Here is a 14,191-nt window from a genome sequence, read left to right on the forward strand (position 1 = left end):
TTCAGGGGCCCGTTCGGGTGCCTAAGACTGCCGCACTTTCGTCTTTCACGCCAGTCGGAGTTGGCTGATGGCGCGCCGCTATTGCACCCAGCGCTGCAGGATTTGCTGCAAATCCGTGCGTTTGAACGGCTTGGCCAGGTAATCGTTCATTCCGGCCGCAAGGCACGCTTCGCGGTCGCCCTGCAAGGCGTTGGCCGTCAGGGCGATGATCGGCAGATCGGCGCAGCCGGGCAGTTGGCGAATCTGCCGGGTAGCCTCATAGCCGTCGATCAAGGGCAAGCGACAATCCATCAGGATTGCGGTGAAAATCAGGCTCTCGGCACTGCGGATCGCCTCGGCGCCATCGGTGGCCAGGCTGACTTCAAAGCCCAGGCTGCGCAGCATGGCTTCGACCACGGTGCGGTTGACCGGATTGTCCTCCACCAGCAACACATGGCGACCCTCGCCGGCGCTGTGCTTGCCCTCGGCATCCAGGGCGATCGACGGCTGGCTGTGCGGGTCGATGGCAAGGGGGATCTCCAGGGTAAACACCGAGCCACGGCCTTCTTCGCTCTGCGCACGCAGCGTGCCGCCCATGCGTTCGGCCAGGGTACGGGCGATGGGCAGCCCGAGACCGGTACCGCCGTAACGTCTTGAAATGGAACTGTCGGCCTGCTGGAACGCATCGAACATCAATTCCAGGCGCTCGGCGGAAATCCCGATGCCGCTGTCACGCACGGTGCAGGTGAACCACACCAACTCATGGTCGAGCACCTGCCAGTGGGGCTCCACGCTGACGGTGCCGTGTTCGGTAAACTTCAAGGCATTGCCGATCAGGTTCACCAGGATCTGGCGGATCCGCGTCGGATCGCCCTTTACCCGCAGTGCGTCCATGCCCGGCGGGATCGGCAGCTTGAGCGCCAGTCCGCGCTGCTGGGCGCTGTGCTGGAAGGCTTGGGCGCAACTGTTGATCAGGTCGGCCAGGTTGAAGGGGATATGTTCCAGCTCCAGGGCCGCGCGCTCAATGCGCGAGAAGTCGAGAATATCGTTGATCACCTTGAGCAAATGCTCGGTGGATTCGGAGGCCAGCGCCGCGTATTCGCTCTGTTCCTCGGTCATGTCGGTGGTTTCCAGCAGTTGCAGCATGCCCAGTACGCCGTTCATCGGCGTGCGCAGTTCGTGGCTCATCATGGCCAGGAAGTCTGACTTGGCGTTGTTGGCCCGTTCGGCCTCTTCGCGGGTCTGGATCAACTGGGCCATGGCCTGCTGTTGTTCGCGGCTGGCCTGGTTGAGGCCTTCGGCGAGGTTGTTGATATGCCGCGACAGGTCGCCCAGCTCCGAGTCATCCACAATCGGCAGCGGTGTCTTGTAGTCGCCCTGCTGGATGGCCTTGACCGCATGGCCCATGGCGCTGATCGGTTGCGACAGGCTCGCCGCCAGGCGCCGGGCGAGCAGGAACGTAAACAGCAGGGCGAACAGCGCGAGGATACCGGCCTTGAACAGGATCTCCTGCTGGCGCTGGCTGAAGGCGTCATTGGACATGCCGACGATCACTCGGCCCAGGTAGTCCGCGCGGGGGGCCTTGGGTTCATTGAGGTTGTCTTGGAAAAAGTCGTTGCCCAACTGGATATGTTGCAGGCGGATCGGCGCCTGGAATACTTTTACCGACAGCGCGCGGTCGTGTTTCTCCGAGGGTTGCTCGACGTACACCAGGATATTTTCGCTGCTGTCCTGAATCTCCAGGAAGCGCACATGGGGCGTGGCCAGCGTGGCGCGCAGCAGGCTGTCGAGCACATCGTTGTTGCCCGAGATCACCCCATACTCGGTGGCCGGTGCCAGTTGGTTGGCGATCAATTGGCCGGTGTGGTCCAGTTCCTGGCGCAGGTCCTGGATACGCACGAAGGTGAAGAAGCTGATCAACAGCAACGTCAGCAACAGCGCCGGGCCCAGGGTGATGAGCTGGGTGCGGGTATTGATGTCCCAACGACGACGCAAGGTCATGGGCGTTTTTCTCCTTCGGCCATTCGGGCGGCGACGCTGGCTTCGTCCACCTGTTCGATGCCCAGTGAGCGTGCGACCTGCGCGTTGCCCACGACTTTGAAGTGGTCGGGGTACAGCGCGCGTGGCCAAGCGGCCGGCGGCTGGTCGAGCAAACGATCGAGTACCGCCAGCCAATCGTCCTGGTCGCTGTAGGTGCTGGCGAGGCTGCCGGCGCGCACAAACCCTGCATTGGGCCCGAACAGCGGCAATTGCTGGGCGTAGCTGCTCAGCAGCAGGTTTTTAGCGGTCTTCGGGTTGTACAGCTGCGGGTCATCGAGGCCGAGCAGCACGTCGCTGTTCCTGAACAGGGTTTGCAGCGGGCGACTGTCGTTAGTGTTGTCCCAGCGCTGCGGCACGATCTCCAACTCCAGGGCCGCCGCATGCTGGCGCAATTCGGGCAGCAGGAATTCACTGTCGGCGCCGTAGAGCACGCCGATGCGCCGTGCCTGGGGCAGGACGCTGGTGATCAGGCGCAGCTGCCGCTCCAGCGGTGGGTCGCTCCACAACAGGCTGACCCGCGCGTGCCGTGAGGCCTCCGGGCGCTGATGGGCTTGTAGCCGACTGATGCGCAGTACCAGCGTCGGCGGCCCTTGGGTATCCCGCAGTCGCCAGTCGAGGCCGGGCAGGTCGAGCAGGATCAGGCGCGTGCCGGCGGGCAGGTGGCTGGGTGCTGGCAAGTCGGCGAGGGACGTGAAGGTGACGCGGTCTTCGGGGCGTTGCCGGGCCAGCGCCTGGGTAAAGGCCTGCACCCCGGCGCCGTCTTCGGCGGCGGTCAGCAGGATCTCGGCGCTCCACGCCGGTGCGCACAGCAACAGGCCGGCCAGCAGCCCGGCAAGTCGCCGCAGCTTATAGATAAAGAAGAAGGTCATCCGTGACGAGTCGCCCATGTCAGAACTCTAACTCCGCGCTGAAGTAGAGTACGTGACGATGGTCGTAAGTGTTGTCGGCCCAGGTGGTGGGCTGGTTATCGAGGCGTTGTTGCAACATGCCGGCCAGCTCCACGTTGGCTTTGCCCAGGGCAATGCGCTTGGCCACCCGCAGGTCGACCCGTTCGAAACGATATTGGTTGAGTGCGTCGTCTCCATAGTAAAACAGCGCGCTGGACCAACCTTGGCCCCATTCGCGCAACCAGCCGGCCGAGCCACTGTTACGCGCGGTCTGTGCTTTGTCCAGTGGGTTGCTGGTGGTGGCGTCGACATACGCGTAAGTCAGCCGCAGGCGGTCGGCGTTGCTCACCCGCCAGTCGAACTGGGACTCGGCGCCGGTGAACCGTGAGCTGTTGGCGTTGCTGGCAATGTACTGGTTATTGCGCAGCGGTGAACTGATCATGTCGGTGATTTCGTCGTAGAACACCTTCACGTCCATGTTCAGCCCGATGTCGGCAAAGAAACCGTTGTAGCCCAGTTCCCGCGAGCGCATCAGTTCTTTGTCGAGGTTGCCCGGGCCCCGCGTCTTCACGAAGTACTGTCCGGAACTCTGCCCATAGGTCGGTGAGCTGAGGTTGGTGACGCGGTAGCTCCAGTTGACATTGTTCTCGAACATGTCCGGCGAACGGATGGCTTCCGAGTACACCGCGCGCAAGCCGTGGCGCGGGTTGATCAAATAGTTGACCGCCACCCTGGGCGTCAGCGAAGGGCCGCTCAGGTGCGTGTCTTCGAACATGGCGCCGCCTTGCAGCAGCCAATGTTCACTGGCGCGCCATTCCAACTGGCCGAACAGGCGCCAGGTGGTGTCGTCCAGGGTGCCGTTGAAGTAGGTATCGGAGTCGGCGCGGTCGTAGCGGTAGTTCATGCCACTGACCAGACGCAGGCTGTCGGACAGGCTGAGGGTATCCTGGATTTCCACGTCGTAGCGGCTTTCGCGGGTGCTCTGGTCGATGTCGCCGCATACGCTCTGGTTGGCGCCGTTGCGCCACTGGTCCAATACCTGGTTGGCCAAGGCTTGTTCGGCGGCGCTGCCCGGTGGCGCGGTGCCCTGGCTGTAGGTGTCCATATGCCGGGCCAGCCGTTCGGCATAGTTGGGGTTGAGCTGCCACAACTGGGTCAGCTCGGGGCTGAACGAGACCTTGGCGTCACAGGCCTTCCAGATTTGCCGGCGGTCCCACTGCTGGGCCGAGCCTTGGATATACAGGCTGTGATCGGGGTTGAAATCAAAGTTCCAGCGCAGGGAGCCGGCGTAGTCCTTGGCCGTGACATCGGAATTGTCGCCGCCTTCGGTAATCCCGGCGAATACCGGGGTGTAGGTGTAAGGGCGCTGGTTGGTGCCTTCCTTGGCATTCAGTTGCCAGTCGATACTCTGTTGCGCGTTCAAGGTCTGGCTCACTGCCAGGCTGAAGCGGTTGAGGCGACGGCCGTCCCGGCGGTCGGCGCCAGCGGCATCGCTGTCAAAGCCATCGTCCTGTTGCCCGGACAGCGACAGGCGCAGATCGCCGGTTTCCCAGCCCACGCCCTGGCTGGCATAAAAGTCATTGATGCCGCGCTCACCGCGAATCACCTTCACCCGTGAGCCATGGCTGTTGGCCGGTGAGCGCGTGAGGATATTGACCACCGCCATCAAGGCATTCGCCCCGTAGCTGACGGTGTTGGGGCCGCGGAAGACCTCGATGCGCTCGATGTCTTCCATTGCTACCGGGATGTCGCTCCAGTCCACCGTGGCCAGGCCGGCGCGGTACACCGAACGCCCGTCGATCAACACCTGCATGCGGCGCGCGTCGCTGGCACTGGTGCCGTGGTAATTCACCGCCGCCTGGTTGCCGGTGGTGTAGCCGACCATCATCCCCGGCACCAGGCGCAGCAGCTCGCTGATGTCCCTTGCGCCGCTGGCCTTGATCAACTCGCTGTCGATCACAGTCATGCTGCCCGGCACGGCGGCGGCCGATTGCTTGAGGCGCGTGGCGGTCAAGACCTGCGGCAGCGGCTGGCTGTCGAGGAACAGGTCGTCAGCCAGCGCAGGTGTACTGCACAACAGCACAAGCAGTAGAGATGAACGGGAAGGAGGGCCCAAATACACGACATGGCCTTGATAATGACGGATAGCCGCCCATGTTAACCGAGGTGAGGCTATTTGCCAGTCGTCGCCCTTGCAATTCCGTCACACGGACATGGCAGTTTTCGACAGGCCCACGATTTGATACGGGGGCTGGCCGCAAGCGGGTCGCCCCGTATAATGCCGCCATCGCCACTGGTATGGATTAACGGATTGCATATGACTGAACAGCGCCCTATTGCGGTCCTGGGAGGCGGAAGTTTTGGTACCGCCGTGGCTAACCTGCTGGCCGAGAACGGTCATGCGGTGCGCCAGTGGATGCGCGATCCCGAGCAGGCCGAGGCCATTCGCGTACACCGCGAAAACCCGCGTTACCTTAAAGGCATCAAAATTCATCCGGCGGTCGAGCCGGTCACCGACCTGTTGGCCACCCTGGCGGACTGCGACCTGTGCTTTGTTGCGCTGCCTTCCAGCGCCTTGCGCGCGGTGCTTGCGCCCCATGCCGAGCGTCTGGCGGGCAAGCTGCTGGTCAGCCTGACCAAGGGCATCGAGGCGCAGACCTTCAAGCTGATGAGCGAAATCCTCGCCGAGATCGCCCCCCGGGCGCGCATTGGCGTGCTGTCCGGGCCGAACCTGGCGCGGGAAGTCGCCGAGCACGCACTGACCGCCACGGTGATCGCCAGCGAAGATGAGGCATTGTGCGAGCGCGTCCAGGCGGTGCTGCATGGCCGGACCTTCCGCGTGTACGCCAGTGGCGACCGCTTTGGCGTGGAACTGGGCGGGGCGCTGAAAAACGTCTATGCGATCATTGCCGGCATGGCGGTGGCGCTGGGCATGGGCGAAAACACCAAGAGCATGCTGATTACCCGCGCCCTGGCGGAAATGACCCGTTTCGCGGTGAACCAGGGCGCCAACCCCATGACCTTCCTGGGCCTGGCCGGCGTGGGCGACTTGATCGTCACCTGCTCGTCGCCGAAAAGCCGCAACTACCAGGTGGGTTTCGCCCTGGGCCAGGGCCTGAGCCTGGAAGACGCGGTGACGCGCCTGGGCGAAGTGGCCGAAGGGGTCAACACCCTCAAGGTACTCAAGGCCAAGGCCCAGGAAGTCGGCGTGTACATGCCGCTGGTCGCCGGGCTGCACGCGATCCTGTTTGAAGGGCGCACCTTGAACCAGGTCATCGAGTTGCTGATGCGGGCCGAGCCCAAAACCGACGTCGACTTTATTTCCACCAGTGGTTTCAACTGAGGAACGCGCCATGAACGATCCAAAAGCTGCTCCCAAGTACGAGTCCATTGTCCTGCGTATCCTGTGGATGCTGGTGTTTGCCCTGGTGTGGCAGGTGGCGCAGTTCCTGCTCGGCGCATTGGTGGTGGTGCAGTTGATCTACCGCCTGGTCTACAGCGCGCCGAACCTGGGCCTGATGAACTTCGGCGACAGCCTCAGCCAGTTTCTTGCCCAGATCGGCCGCTTTGGCAGCTTCCACACCGAGCAGAAGCCTTGGCCGTTCGCCGACTGGCCAACCCCGCGCGCTCCCGAGGGCGAAGCCGCCCACAGTGTGCCGCCGGCGCCGCACCCGGTGCGGGATGAGGAGCCGAAGCTATGAAAGTGTGGGTCTTGCGTCACGGTGAGGCCGAGGGGCATGCCCGCACGGACGCCGAGCGCAACCTCACCGAGCATGGCCGCGCCGAGGTGTTGCGCAGTGCGGCGCACCTGATCGGCCAGCCGCTCAGCGCGATCATTGCCAGCCCGTACGTGCGGGCGCAGCAGACTGCGCAGTTGGTGCGGGACGCGTTGGGTTTCGAACCGGATATCCGCACGGTGCCTTGGCTCACGCCGGAGGGTAATCCGCTGGAGGTCCTGAGCAAGCTCGACAGCGATGACAACGTGCTGCTGGTCAGTCATCAGCCGCTGGTCGGCAGTTTGATCAGCTTTTTGCAGCATGGTCATCAGCGCCAGCCGCAGCCGATGTCCACCGCCAGCCTGGCGGAGCTTGAGGGCGACTTCCCGCTGGCGGGGTTGATGAGCCTGGTCAGCGTGAAGAATCCGTAGGCTATCGCCGTGCCACAGAGGATCGGGTCTTATGTCCGTCGCTTTTCGTTGGAGCGAGCGCAGCGAGGCAGTTGTGTGGCAGGATTAGGGTCGTAATAAAACCAATAAGGACAATTCCATGAGCTTGTGGCGCACCCAACCGAATATCGAACAACTCAATGCCGGCCAGAAAAACACCATCGGTGAATTGCTGGACATCCGTTTTGAAAGCTTCGACGACGAATCCCTCACCGCCAGCATGGTGGTCGACCACCGCACTCACCAGCCCTACGGTCTGCTGCATGGCGGTGCGTCGGTGGTTCTGGCCGAGAGCGTCGGCTCCGTGGCGGCCTATTTGTGCATCGACCCGAGCAAGTTCTATTGCGTGGGGCTGGAGGTCAACGCCAACCACCTGCGCGGTGTGCGCAGCGGGCGGGTGACGGCGGTGGCCAAGGCGATCCATATCGGCCGCACCACCCAGGTCTGGGATATTCGCCTGACCACCGATGACGGCAAGTGCAACTGTGTCTCACGGCTGACCATGGCCGTGGTGCCTCTGGGCGAAACCCCGCCGGCGCGATAGGTGTGGCGTGAGTGTCATCATTCCTGGCAGTTACAGTCATTGCTGTGGGGCTTGGGGCTGGTGACAATCAATCTCGGTTTTTGCAGATGGGTCCGCTATGTCGCAGCACGTGTTTTTTGCCCACGCCAATGGCTTCCCCTCGGCCACCTACGGCAAGCTGTTTGCCGCCCTGGCTCCGGAGTATGCGGTGGCTCACTTGCCGCAGCACGGTCACGACCCCAGGTTCCCAGTGGACGATAACTGGCAGAACCTGGTGGACGAGTTGATCCATCATCTGGAGCAGCAACCGCAGCCCGTATGGGGCGTGGGCCATTCCCTGGGTGGCGTGCTGCATTTGCACGCGGCCCTGCGCTGCCCGCAGCTGTATCGCGGGGTGGTGATGCTCGACTCGCCCGTATTGACCCGCGCCGACCGCTGGGTGATCCGCGCCGCCAAGCGTTTCGGTTTTATCGACCGACTCACGCCGGCCGGCCGTACCCTGGGCCGTCGTGAAGAATTCAGCGACCTGGACGCCGCGCGCAGCTACTTCGCCGGCAAGACCCTGTTCCGAGGCTTCGACCCGGAATGCTTCGACGCCTACCTGCAACACGGCCTGTACCAGGCGGGCGATCGCCTGCGCCTGCGTTTCGACCCGGCCACCGAAATCAGCATTTACCGGGGCGTGCCCCACACCAGCCCCGGCCAGGTGCGCCAATTGAAAGTGCCGCTGGCGGTGGTGCGCGGTCGCCAGAGCCGTGTGGTGATGCGTCACCACGCCAGCGGTGTCGACCGTCTGCCCATGGGCGAAATGCTCACCATGCCCGGCGGCCATATGTTTCCCCTCGAACGCCCCCAGGACACCGCGACCTTGATCAAGACCCTGTTCGCGCGCTGGGAAGCCCGGGAGCGCAGCTGCGCATGAGCACACCCGTCGAAGAGGTTCGCCTGAGCCTGCCGCACATTGAGTTGGCGGCCCATCTGTTTGGCCCCGAGGACGGTTTGCCGGTGATCGCCCTGCATGGCTGGCTGGACAATGCCAACAGCTTTGTACGCCTGGCGCCGAAGCTTGCGGGTTTGCGTATCGTGGCGCTGGACATGGCCGGCCATGGGCATTCGGCGCATCGTCCTACAGGTGCCGGTTATGCCTTGTGGGATTACGTCCACGACGTGCTGCACGTTGCCGAGCAACTGGGCTGGAAACGTTTTGCATTACTCGGCCACTCCCTCGGCGCCATCGTGTCCCTGGTGCTGGCCGGCGCCTTGCCGGAACGGGTGACGCACCTGGGTTTGATTGACGGCGTGATCCCGCCCACGGCCAGCGGTGAGAACGCCGCCGAGCGCCTGGGCATGGCCTTGCAGGCGCAATTGAACCTGCAGGATAAGCGCAAGCCGGTCTACACCACCCTCGACCGGGCGGTTGAGGCGCGCATGAAAGGTTTGGTCGCCGTGAGCCGTGAAGCCGCGGAACTGCTGGCCCAGCGCGGTTTGATGCCGGTGCCGGGCGGTTATACCTGGCGCTCTGACAGTCGCCTGACCCTGGCTTCGCCGATGCGCCTGACCGATGAGCAGGCGATGGCTTTCGTGCGCCGCGTGGGTTGCCCTACGCAGTTGGTGGTCGCCGCCGATGGCATGTTGGCGAAACATCCCGAATTGCTTTCCCAGCTACCCTTTACGGTAACCACGTTGCCGGGTGGCCATCATTTACACCTGAATGATGAGCCCGGTGCGGCCCTTGTTGCAGACTGTTTCAATCGGTTCTTCTCCGCGCCTTGACTTGGGGCGGTCAACTGCCGAGGCTGGGCGGATTGAAAGGGAGTCAACCATGAACCAACTCAACACTGCTGCGACCTCCGATGGCCAGGGCTCATCGATCCGATGAGCCTGCGTAAAGGATGTATACGTGCCCTTGGACTGTGCTGTTTCAGCCCCTTGGTGTTCGCCGCCGATGTGCCGGGAAGCCAGGACCTGCCTGCCGTGGCCCGTCAGGTCGACGCACAGATCGTCGATTACCGCCCCGCTGAAGAAAAGGAACGCATCTACCCCATGGGGGCGATCCGCAAGATCAGCGGCCAGTTGCGTTACGAGGGCCAGGCCATTGCCCGTGGGCGAGCCACAGCGATTACCTACGAACTGCCTGCCGAACACACCTCCAGTGCTGCGTTCACGTCGACGCGTGAAGCGTTGCAGGCCAACGGCGCGCAGTTGTTGTTCTGGTGCCAGGCCCGCGATTGCGGTGAAAGCAGCCTGTGGGCCAACGAAGTGTTCGGTAATGCCAAGCTGGTAGGGGCCGACGGGCAGCAGGAATACCTGCTTCTGCGCCTGGCCGCCCCGCAGGAAAACTCCCTGGTGGCCATGTACGGCATCACCCGAGGCAACCGTCGTGCCTACCTGCATGTGGAGCAGTTGGATGCCGGCGCACCGCTGGGCGACCTGCTGCCCACCTCGGCCACCTTGTTGCGCGAGCTCAAAAGCACCGGTGAGCTGGATTTTCCCGCGCTTGGCGGCGACCCGGACGACACCTGGCTGACCCTGATTTCCCGGGGCTTGAACCTCGATACGACCTTGCGCGTCAGTCTGACCGGCCCGAAAGCCGAAGCCTGGCGCCAGGCCCTGGTCGACAAAGGCGTGCGCGCCGCTCGCCTGGAAACCGGCACCACTGAAACCAAAGGCTTGCACCTGCATCTGATACGCTGACCGTAACAGGGCGAGCGGACCCGTGCCGTTCGCCTAAGCTCTCTTCCTACAGCCTTTTCTAGAGATACCCCATGCTCAATAACGATCGCCTGCTGGTGCAAATCCTGCTGCTGGTGCTGTTTGGTGCCAGCTTCTGGGTGATGGCGCCGTTCTGGTCGGCGCTGTTCTGGGGGGCGGTGCTGGCGTTTGCCAGTTGGCCGCTGATGGTGCTGCTGACCCGTTGGCTGGGTGGCCGTGAATCCCTGGCCGCCGGCATCCTGACCCTGGGCTGGATGTTGCTGGTGGCGGTGCCGCTGGTATGGCTGGGGTTCAATCTCGCGGACCATGTGCGCGATGCCGTGGCATTGATCAAGGATATTCAGGTCGATGGGCTGCCCGAGGCGCCAACCTGGTTGGCGGCGATTCCCTTTGTGGGGGAACGCCTGGTCGGCATGTGGAACAGCATCGACGAGCAGGGCGCGGCGCTGATGGTCAGCCTCAAGCCGTACCTGGGGCAGGTGGGTAACTGGCTGTTGGCGCGCAGTGCGCAGATCGGCGGCGGCATCCTCGAACTGACCCTGAGCCTGGTGTTCGTGTTCTTTTTTTATCGCGACGGGCCGCGTCTGGCGATGTTCGTGCATCGTTTGCTGGAGCGCCTGATCGGTGACCGTGCCGGCTACTACATCGAGCTGGTGGCCGGTACGGTGCAGCGGGTAGTCAACGGTGTGATCGGCACTGCCGCCGCCCAGGCCCTGCTGGCACTGATCGGCTTCCTGATCGCCGGCGTGCCGGGTGCGTTGGTGCTGGGGATCGTGACGTTCCTGCTCAGCCTGATCCCGATGGGCCCGCCGCTGGTATGGATCCCGGCCACGGCCTGGCTGGCGTGGAAAGGCGACTACACCTATGCGGTGTTCCTTGGCGTGTGGGGGACGTTCATCATCAGCGGCGTGGACAACGTGCTTAAGCCGTACCTGATCAGCCGTGGCGGCAACCTGCCGCTGGTGATCGTGTTGCTCGGGGTCTTCGGCGGCTTGATTGCCTTTGGCTTTATCGGCCTGTTTATCGGCCCGACCCTGCTGGCCGTGGCCTACAGCCTGCTGATGGATTGGAGCGCAACCCAGGCCCAGGTTCGACGTGAAGACAAGCCCCTTTAAGCCCTGGGCAACCACATCACGGCGGTCAAGCCGCCGCCTGGGGTCTCTTCCAGGCTCAGGCGGCCGCCCAGGCGTTCTGCCGCTTCCTTAGAGATGGTCATGCCCAGGCCAACGCCGCCGGAATTGCGGTTACGGGAACCTTCCAGCCGATAGAACGGCTCGAATACTGCCTCACGCTTATCGACCGCGATCCCCGGCCCGTGGTCGATCACACGGATGATCAGCGCTTCGCGGCTGTCCTCCAGCTCCACGCGGGCGGTGCCGGCATAACGCAAGGCGTTGTCGATCAGGTTGTTGAGGCATGAGCGCAGGGCCATCGGTTGCACCTGCAAGGGCAGGCAATTGCCCGCATATTGCACATCGGAGCCCTGGTCCTGGGCGTTTTCACTCATGGACTCCACCAGCGCCTGCACATCCAGCCAATGCCGGGTTTCACTGGTGCGCTGTTCGTGCAGGTAGCTCAGGGTGGCGTCGAGCATGCCGATCATGTCATTCAGGTCTTGGCGCATCTGGCCCTGCAGCCGGGTGTCCTCGATCTGCTCCAGGCGCAGCTTGAGACGTGACAGCGGGGTGCGCAGGTCATGGGAGACGGCGCCGAGCATGCGCGCGCGTTGGCTGACCTGCTCGCGAATGCGCCTTTGCATCAGGTTGAAGGTCGAGGCGGCCTGCCGTGCTTCCCTCGGGCCGGATTCATCGAGGGGTGGGCTGTCGAGGTCCAGGCTCAAGCGTTCCGCCGCTTCACTCAGGCGCTGTATTGGCCGGCTCAGCAGTTTGGCACCGTACCAGGCCGCGATAATCAACGAGACGAATTGAAAGGTCAGGGGCACCACCGGGCCGCCAAACCAGGGGCGTGGGTGCTTGTCGCGCATCGGCGCCCGGGTCCCGTCCGGCTGCTCGATAAATCGCTCAGGAGGGGGCGGCGGCGGTTGGCCGTAGTGGTGAAACCAGAAGAACGCCAGCCCATGGGCCAGCACAATCGCCACCAGCAACACGCCGAACAGCCGACCGAACAGCGTGTTGAAGGGCGCGCGCATCAGCCAATATCCCGGGCGTCGAACAGGTAGCCTTCGCCGCGCACGGTCTTGATCAACTGCGGTGCCTTGGGGTCATCCCCGAGTTTTTGCCGCAGGCGTGACACCAGCAAGTCGATACTGCGATCAAAGGCCTCTATCGAGCGGCCACGGGCGGCATCGAGCAGTTGCTCCCGGCTCAGCACCCGGCGCGGGCGTTCGATAAACACCCACAACAGGCGGAATTCCGCGTTGGACAGCGGCACCACCAGGCCATCGTCGGCCACCAATTGACGCAACACGCTGTTGAGGCGCCAGTTGTCGAAGCGGATATTCGCGCGCTGTTCGGTACGGTCATCGCGTACGCGGCGCAGGATGGTCTGGATGCGAGCTACCAGTTCACGGGGTTCGAAGGGCTTGGACATGTAGTCATCGGCCCCCAGTTCCAGGCCGATGATGCGGTCGGTGGGCTCGCAGCGGGCCGTGAGCATCAGGATCGGGATATCCGATTCGGCGCGCAGCCAGCGGCACAGCGTCAGGCCGTCTTCCCCCGGCAGCATCAGGTCGAGTACCACCACATCATAGGTTTCGGCTTGCATGGCCAGGCGCATGGCGGCGCCGTCGGTCACGCCGGTGGCGAGGATATTGAAGCGTGCCAGGTAGTCGATCAGCAATTCGCGGATCGGCACGTCGTCGTCGACGATCAGCGCACGGGTGTTCCAGCGCTTGTCATCGGCGACCACCGCGCCTTTGGGCTCGTCATTCACAGGGACGGAAGGGGTATGCATAGTGCGATCATCTGCCTGGTTGTTGCGCTCAGCATAGGCGCCCAGCCCCATGGCTGGTAGTGCTGGTCGGTGGGTCGTGCGGGCGAGGCTAGCGGCAGGGCGTGTTGTGGGCATGTCATGAATGTATCGGCTTTGAAATAATCATCTGGAATGCCCGGCTGATGGCGGTTGGTCAGTATTTACCGATCATCGGATCCCGCAACGGCGCTGCTTGCGCTACAATCCGCGCCGATTTCGACTTGCCTGAGAGCCCATTCCAATGTCCGTCTGCCAGACTCCTATCATCGTCGCCCTGGATTACCCCACCCGTGACGCCGCACTGAAGCTGGCTGACCAGTTGGACCCAAGGCTTTGCCGGGTCAAGGTCGGCAAGGAACTGTTCACCAGCTGCGCCGCGGAAATCGTCGGCACCCTCCGTGACAAAGGCTTCGAGGTGTTCCTCGACCTGAAATTCCACGACATCCCCAACACCACCGCCATGGCGGTCAAGGCTGCGGCCGAGATGGGCGTGTGGATGGTCAATGTGCACTGCTCCGGCGGTCTGCGCATGATGACCGCCTGCCGTGAAGTGCTGGAACAACGCAGCGGCCCCAAGCCGTTGCTGATCGGCGTGACCGTGCTGACCAGCATGGAGCGCGAGGACCTGGCTGGCATCGGCCTGGACATCGAGCCTCAGGAGCAGGTACTGCGCCTGGCCGCCCTGGCGCAGAAAGCCGGCCTTGATGGCCTGGTGTGCTCGGCGCTGGAAGCCCAGGCCTTGAAGACCGCCCATCCGTCGTTGCAATTGGTCACTCCGGGGATTCGCCCGGCGGGCAGTGCCCAGGATGACCAGCGCCGCATCCTGACCCCGCGCCAGGCACTGGACGCGGGCTCCGACTACCTGGTGATCGGCCGTCCGATCAGCCAGGCTGCGGATCCGGCCAAGGCGTTGGCGGCGGTAGTCGCCGAGATCGCCTGATCGATGCGCGTTCC

14 protein-coding genes are annotated in these 14,191 nt (G+C 63.5%); 9 read left to right on the top strand and 5 right to left on the bottom strand.

Annotated elements, in window-relative coordinates; all coding sequences use genetic code 11:
- Positions 1 to 78: 78 nt before the first annotated feature.
- From J3D60_RS30685 to J3D60_RS30695, 3 genes are read right to left on the bottom strand one after another with little or no spacing between them, the layout of a single operon-like run.
- Positions 79 to 1,980: an ATP-binding protein gene (locus J3D60_RS30685; protein WP_253493849.1), complete on the bottom strand. Its 1,902-nt coding sequence runs from the start codon at positions 1,978 to 1,980 to the stop codon at positions 79 to 81.
- A complete protein-coding gene (locus tag J3D60_RS30690; protein ID WP_253493851.1) occupies positions 1,977 to 2,906 on the bottom strand; it encodes an ABC transporter substrate-binding protein in 930 nt (309 codons plus the stop codon). The genes J3D60_RS30685 and J3D60_RS30690 overlap by 4 nt, the downstream gene beginning before the upstream one ends.
- Position 2,907: 1 nt before the next feature.
- Positions 2,908 to 5,028: a TonB-dependent siderophore receptor gene (locus J3D60_RS30695; protein WP_083236428.1), complete on the bottom strand. Its 2,121-nt coding sequence runs from the start codon at positions 5,026 to 5,028 to the stop codon at positions 2,908 to 2,910.
- Positions 5,029 to 5,223: 195 nt separating this feature from the next.
- On the opposite strand from J3D60_RS30695, the gene J3D60_RS30700 reads away from it, so the two are divergent.
- The 8 genes from J3D60_RS30700 to J3D60_RS30735 all read left to right on the top strand — a co-directional run bounded on the left by J3D60_RS30700 (position 5,224) and on the right by J3D60_RS30735 (position 11,421).
- Positions 5,224 to 6,249 (top strand): NAD(P)H-dependent glycerol-3-phosphate dehydrogenase, encoded by a 1,026-nt coding sequence (locus J3D60_RS30700; RefSeq protein ID WP_027607074.1) that lies wholly within the window; start codon positions 5,224 to 5,226, stop codon positions 6,247 to 6,249.
- 10 nt (positions 6,250 to 6,259) lie between these two features.
- Positions 6,260 to 6,607, top strand: coding sequence for a DUF4389 domain-containing protein (locus J3D60_RS30705; RefSeq protein ID WP_065939916.1), 348 nt, complete (start codon positions 6,260 to 6,262; stop codon positions 6,605 to 6,607).
- Positions 6,604 to 7,053, top strand: a complete 450-nt coding sequence (gene sixA, locus J3D60_RS30710) for a phosphohistidine phosphatase SixA (RefSeq protein ID WP_253493853.1) — start codon at positions 6,604 to 6,606, stop codon at positions 7,051 to 7,053. The genes J3D60_RS30705 and sixA overlap by 4 nt, the downstream gene beginning before the upstream one ends.
- A 118-nt stretch (positions 7,054 to 7,171) precedes the next feature.
- Positions 7,172 to 7,615 (top strand): hotdog fold thioesterase, encoded by a 444-nt coding sequence (locus J3D60_RS30715; RefSeq protein WP_027607077.1) that lies wholly within the window; start codon positions 7,172 to 7,174, stop codon positions 7,613 to 7,615.
- A gap of 97 nt (positions 7,616 to 7,712) precedes the next feature.
- Positions 7,713 to 8,516, top strand: a complete 804-nt coding sequence (locus J3D60_RS30720; RefSeq protein ID WP_027607078.1) for an alpha/beta fold hydrolase — start codon at positions 7,713 to 7,715, stop codon at positions 8,514 to 8,516.
- Entirely contained in the window at positions 8,513 to 9,367 is an 855-nt protein-coding gene (locus J3D60_RS30725; protein ID WP_253493855.1) for an alpha/beta hydrolase, read from the top strand. Before J3D60_RS30720 ends, J3D60_RS30725 begins: the two co-directional genes overlap by 4 nt.
- Before the next feature lie 102 nt (positions 9,368 to 9,469).
- Positions 9,470 to 10,288 carry a DUF4892 domain-containing protein gene (locus tag J3D60_RS30730; RefSeq protein WP_065939913.1) on the top strand — a complete coding sequence of 273 codons (819 nt, stop codon included), beginning with the start codon at positions 9,470 to 9,472 and terminating at the stop codon, positions 10,286 to 10,288.
- Positions 10,289 to 10,359: 71 nt separating this feature from the next.
- A complete protein-coding gene (locus J3D60_RS30735) occupies positions 10,360 to 11,421 on the top strand; it encodes an AI-2E family transporter (protein ID WP_027607081.1) in 1,062 nt (353 codons plus the stop codon).
- On the opposite strand, the gene J3D60_RS30740 is transcribed toward J3D60_RS30735, so the two are convergent.
- Entirely contained in the window at positions 11,418 to 12,455 is a 1,038-nt protein-coding gene (locus J3D60_RS30740) for a HAMP domain-containing sensor histidine kinase (protein ID WP_253493856.1), read from the bottom strand. The genes J3D60_RS30735 and J3D60_RS30740 overlap by 4 nt on opposite strands.
- The gene (locus J3D60_RS30745) at positions 12,455 to 13,219 is read right to left on the bottom strand and encodes a response regulator (protein ID WP_065939996.1); all 765 of its coding nucleotides are present in this window, start codon (positions 13,217 to 13,219) and stop codon (positions 12,455 to 12,457) included. Before J3D60_RS30745 ends, J3D60_RS30740 begins: the two co-directional genes overlap by 1 nt.
- Before the next feature lie 259 nt (positions 13,220 to 13,478).
- On the opposite strand from J3D60_RS30745, the gene pyrF reads away from it, so the two are divergent.
- Complete coding sequence (gene pyrF / locus J3D60_RS30750; protein ID WP_065924510.1) at positions 13,479 to 14,177, top strand: orotidine-5'-phosphate decarboxylase; 699 nt, start codon at positions 13,479 to 13,481, stop codon at positions 14,175 to 14,177.
- The last annotated feature ends 14 nt before the right edge of the window (positions 14,178 to 14,191 follow it).

The organism is Pseudomonas sp. S3E17 (genome assembly GCF_024168685.1).
Taxonomy (GTDB): Bacteria; Pseudomonadota; Gammaproteobacteria; order Pseudomonadales; family Pseudomonadaceae; genus Aquipseudomonas; species Aquipseudomonas marginalis.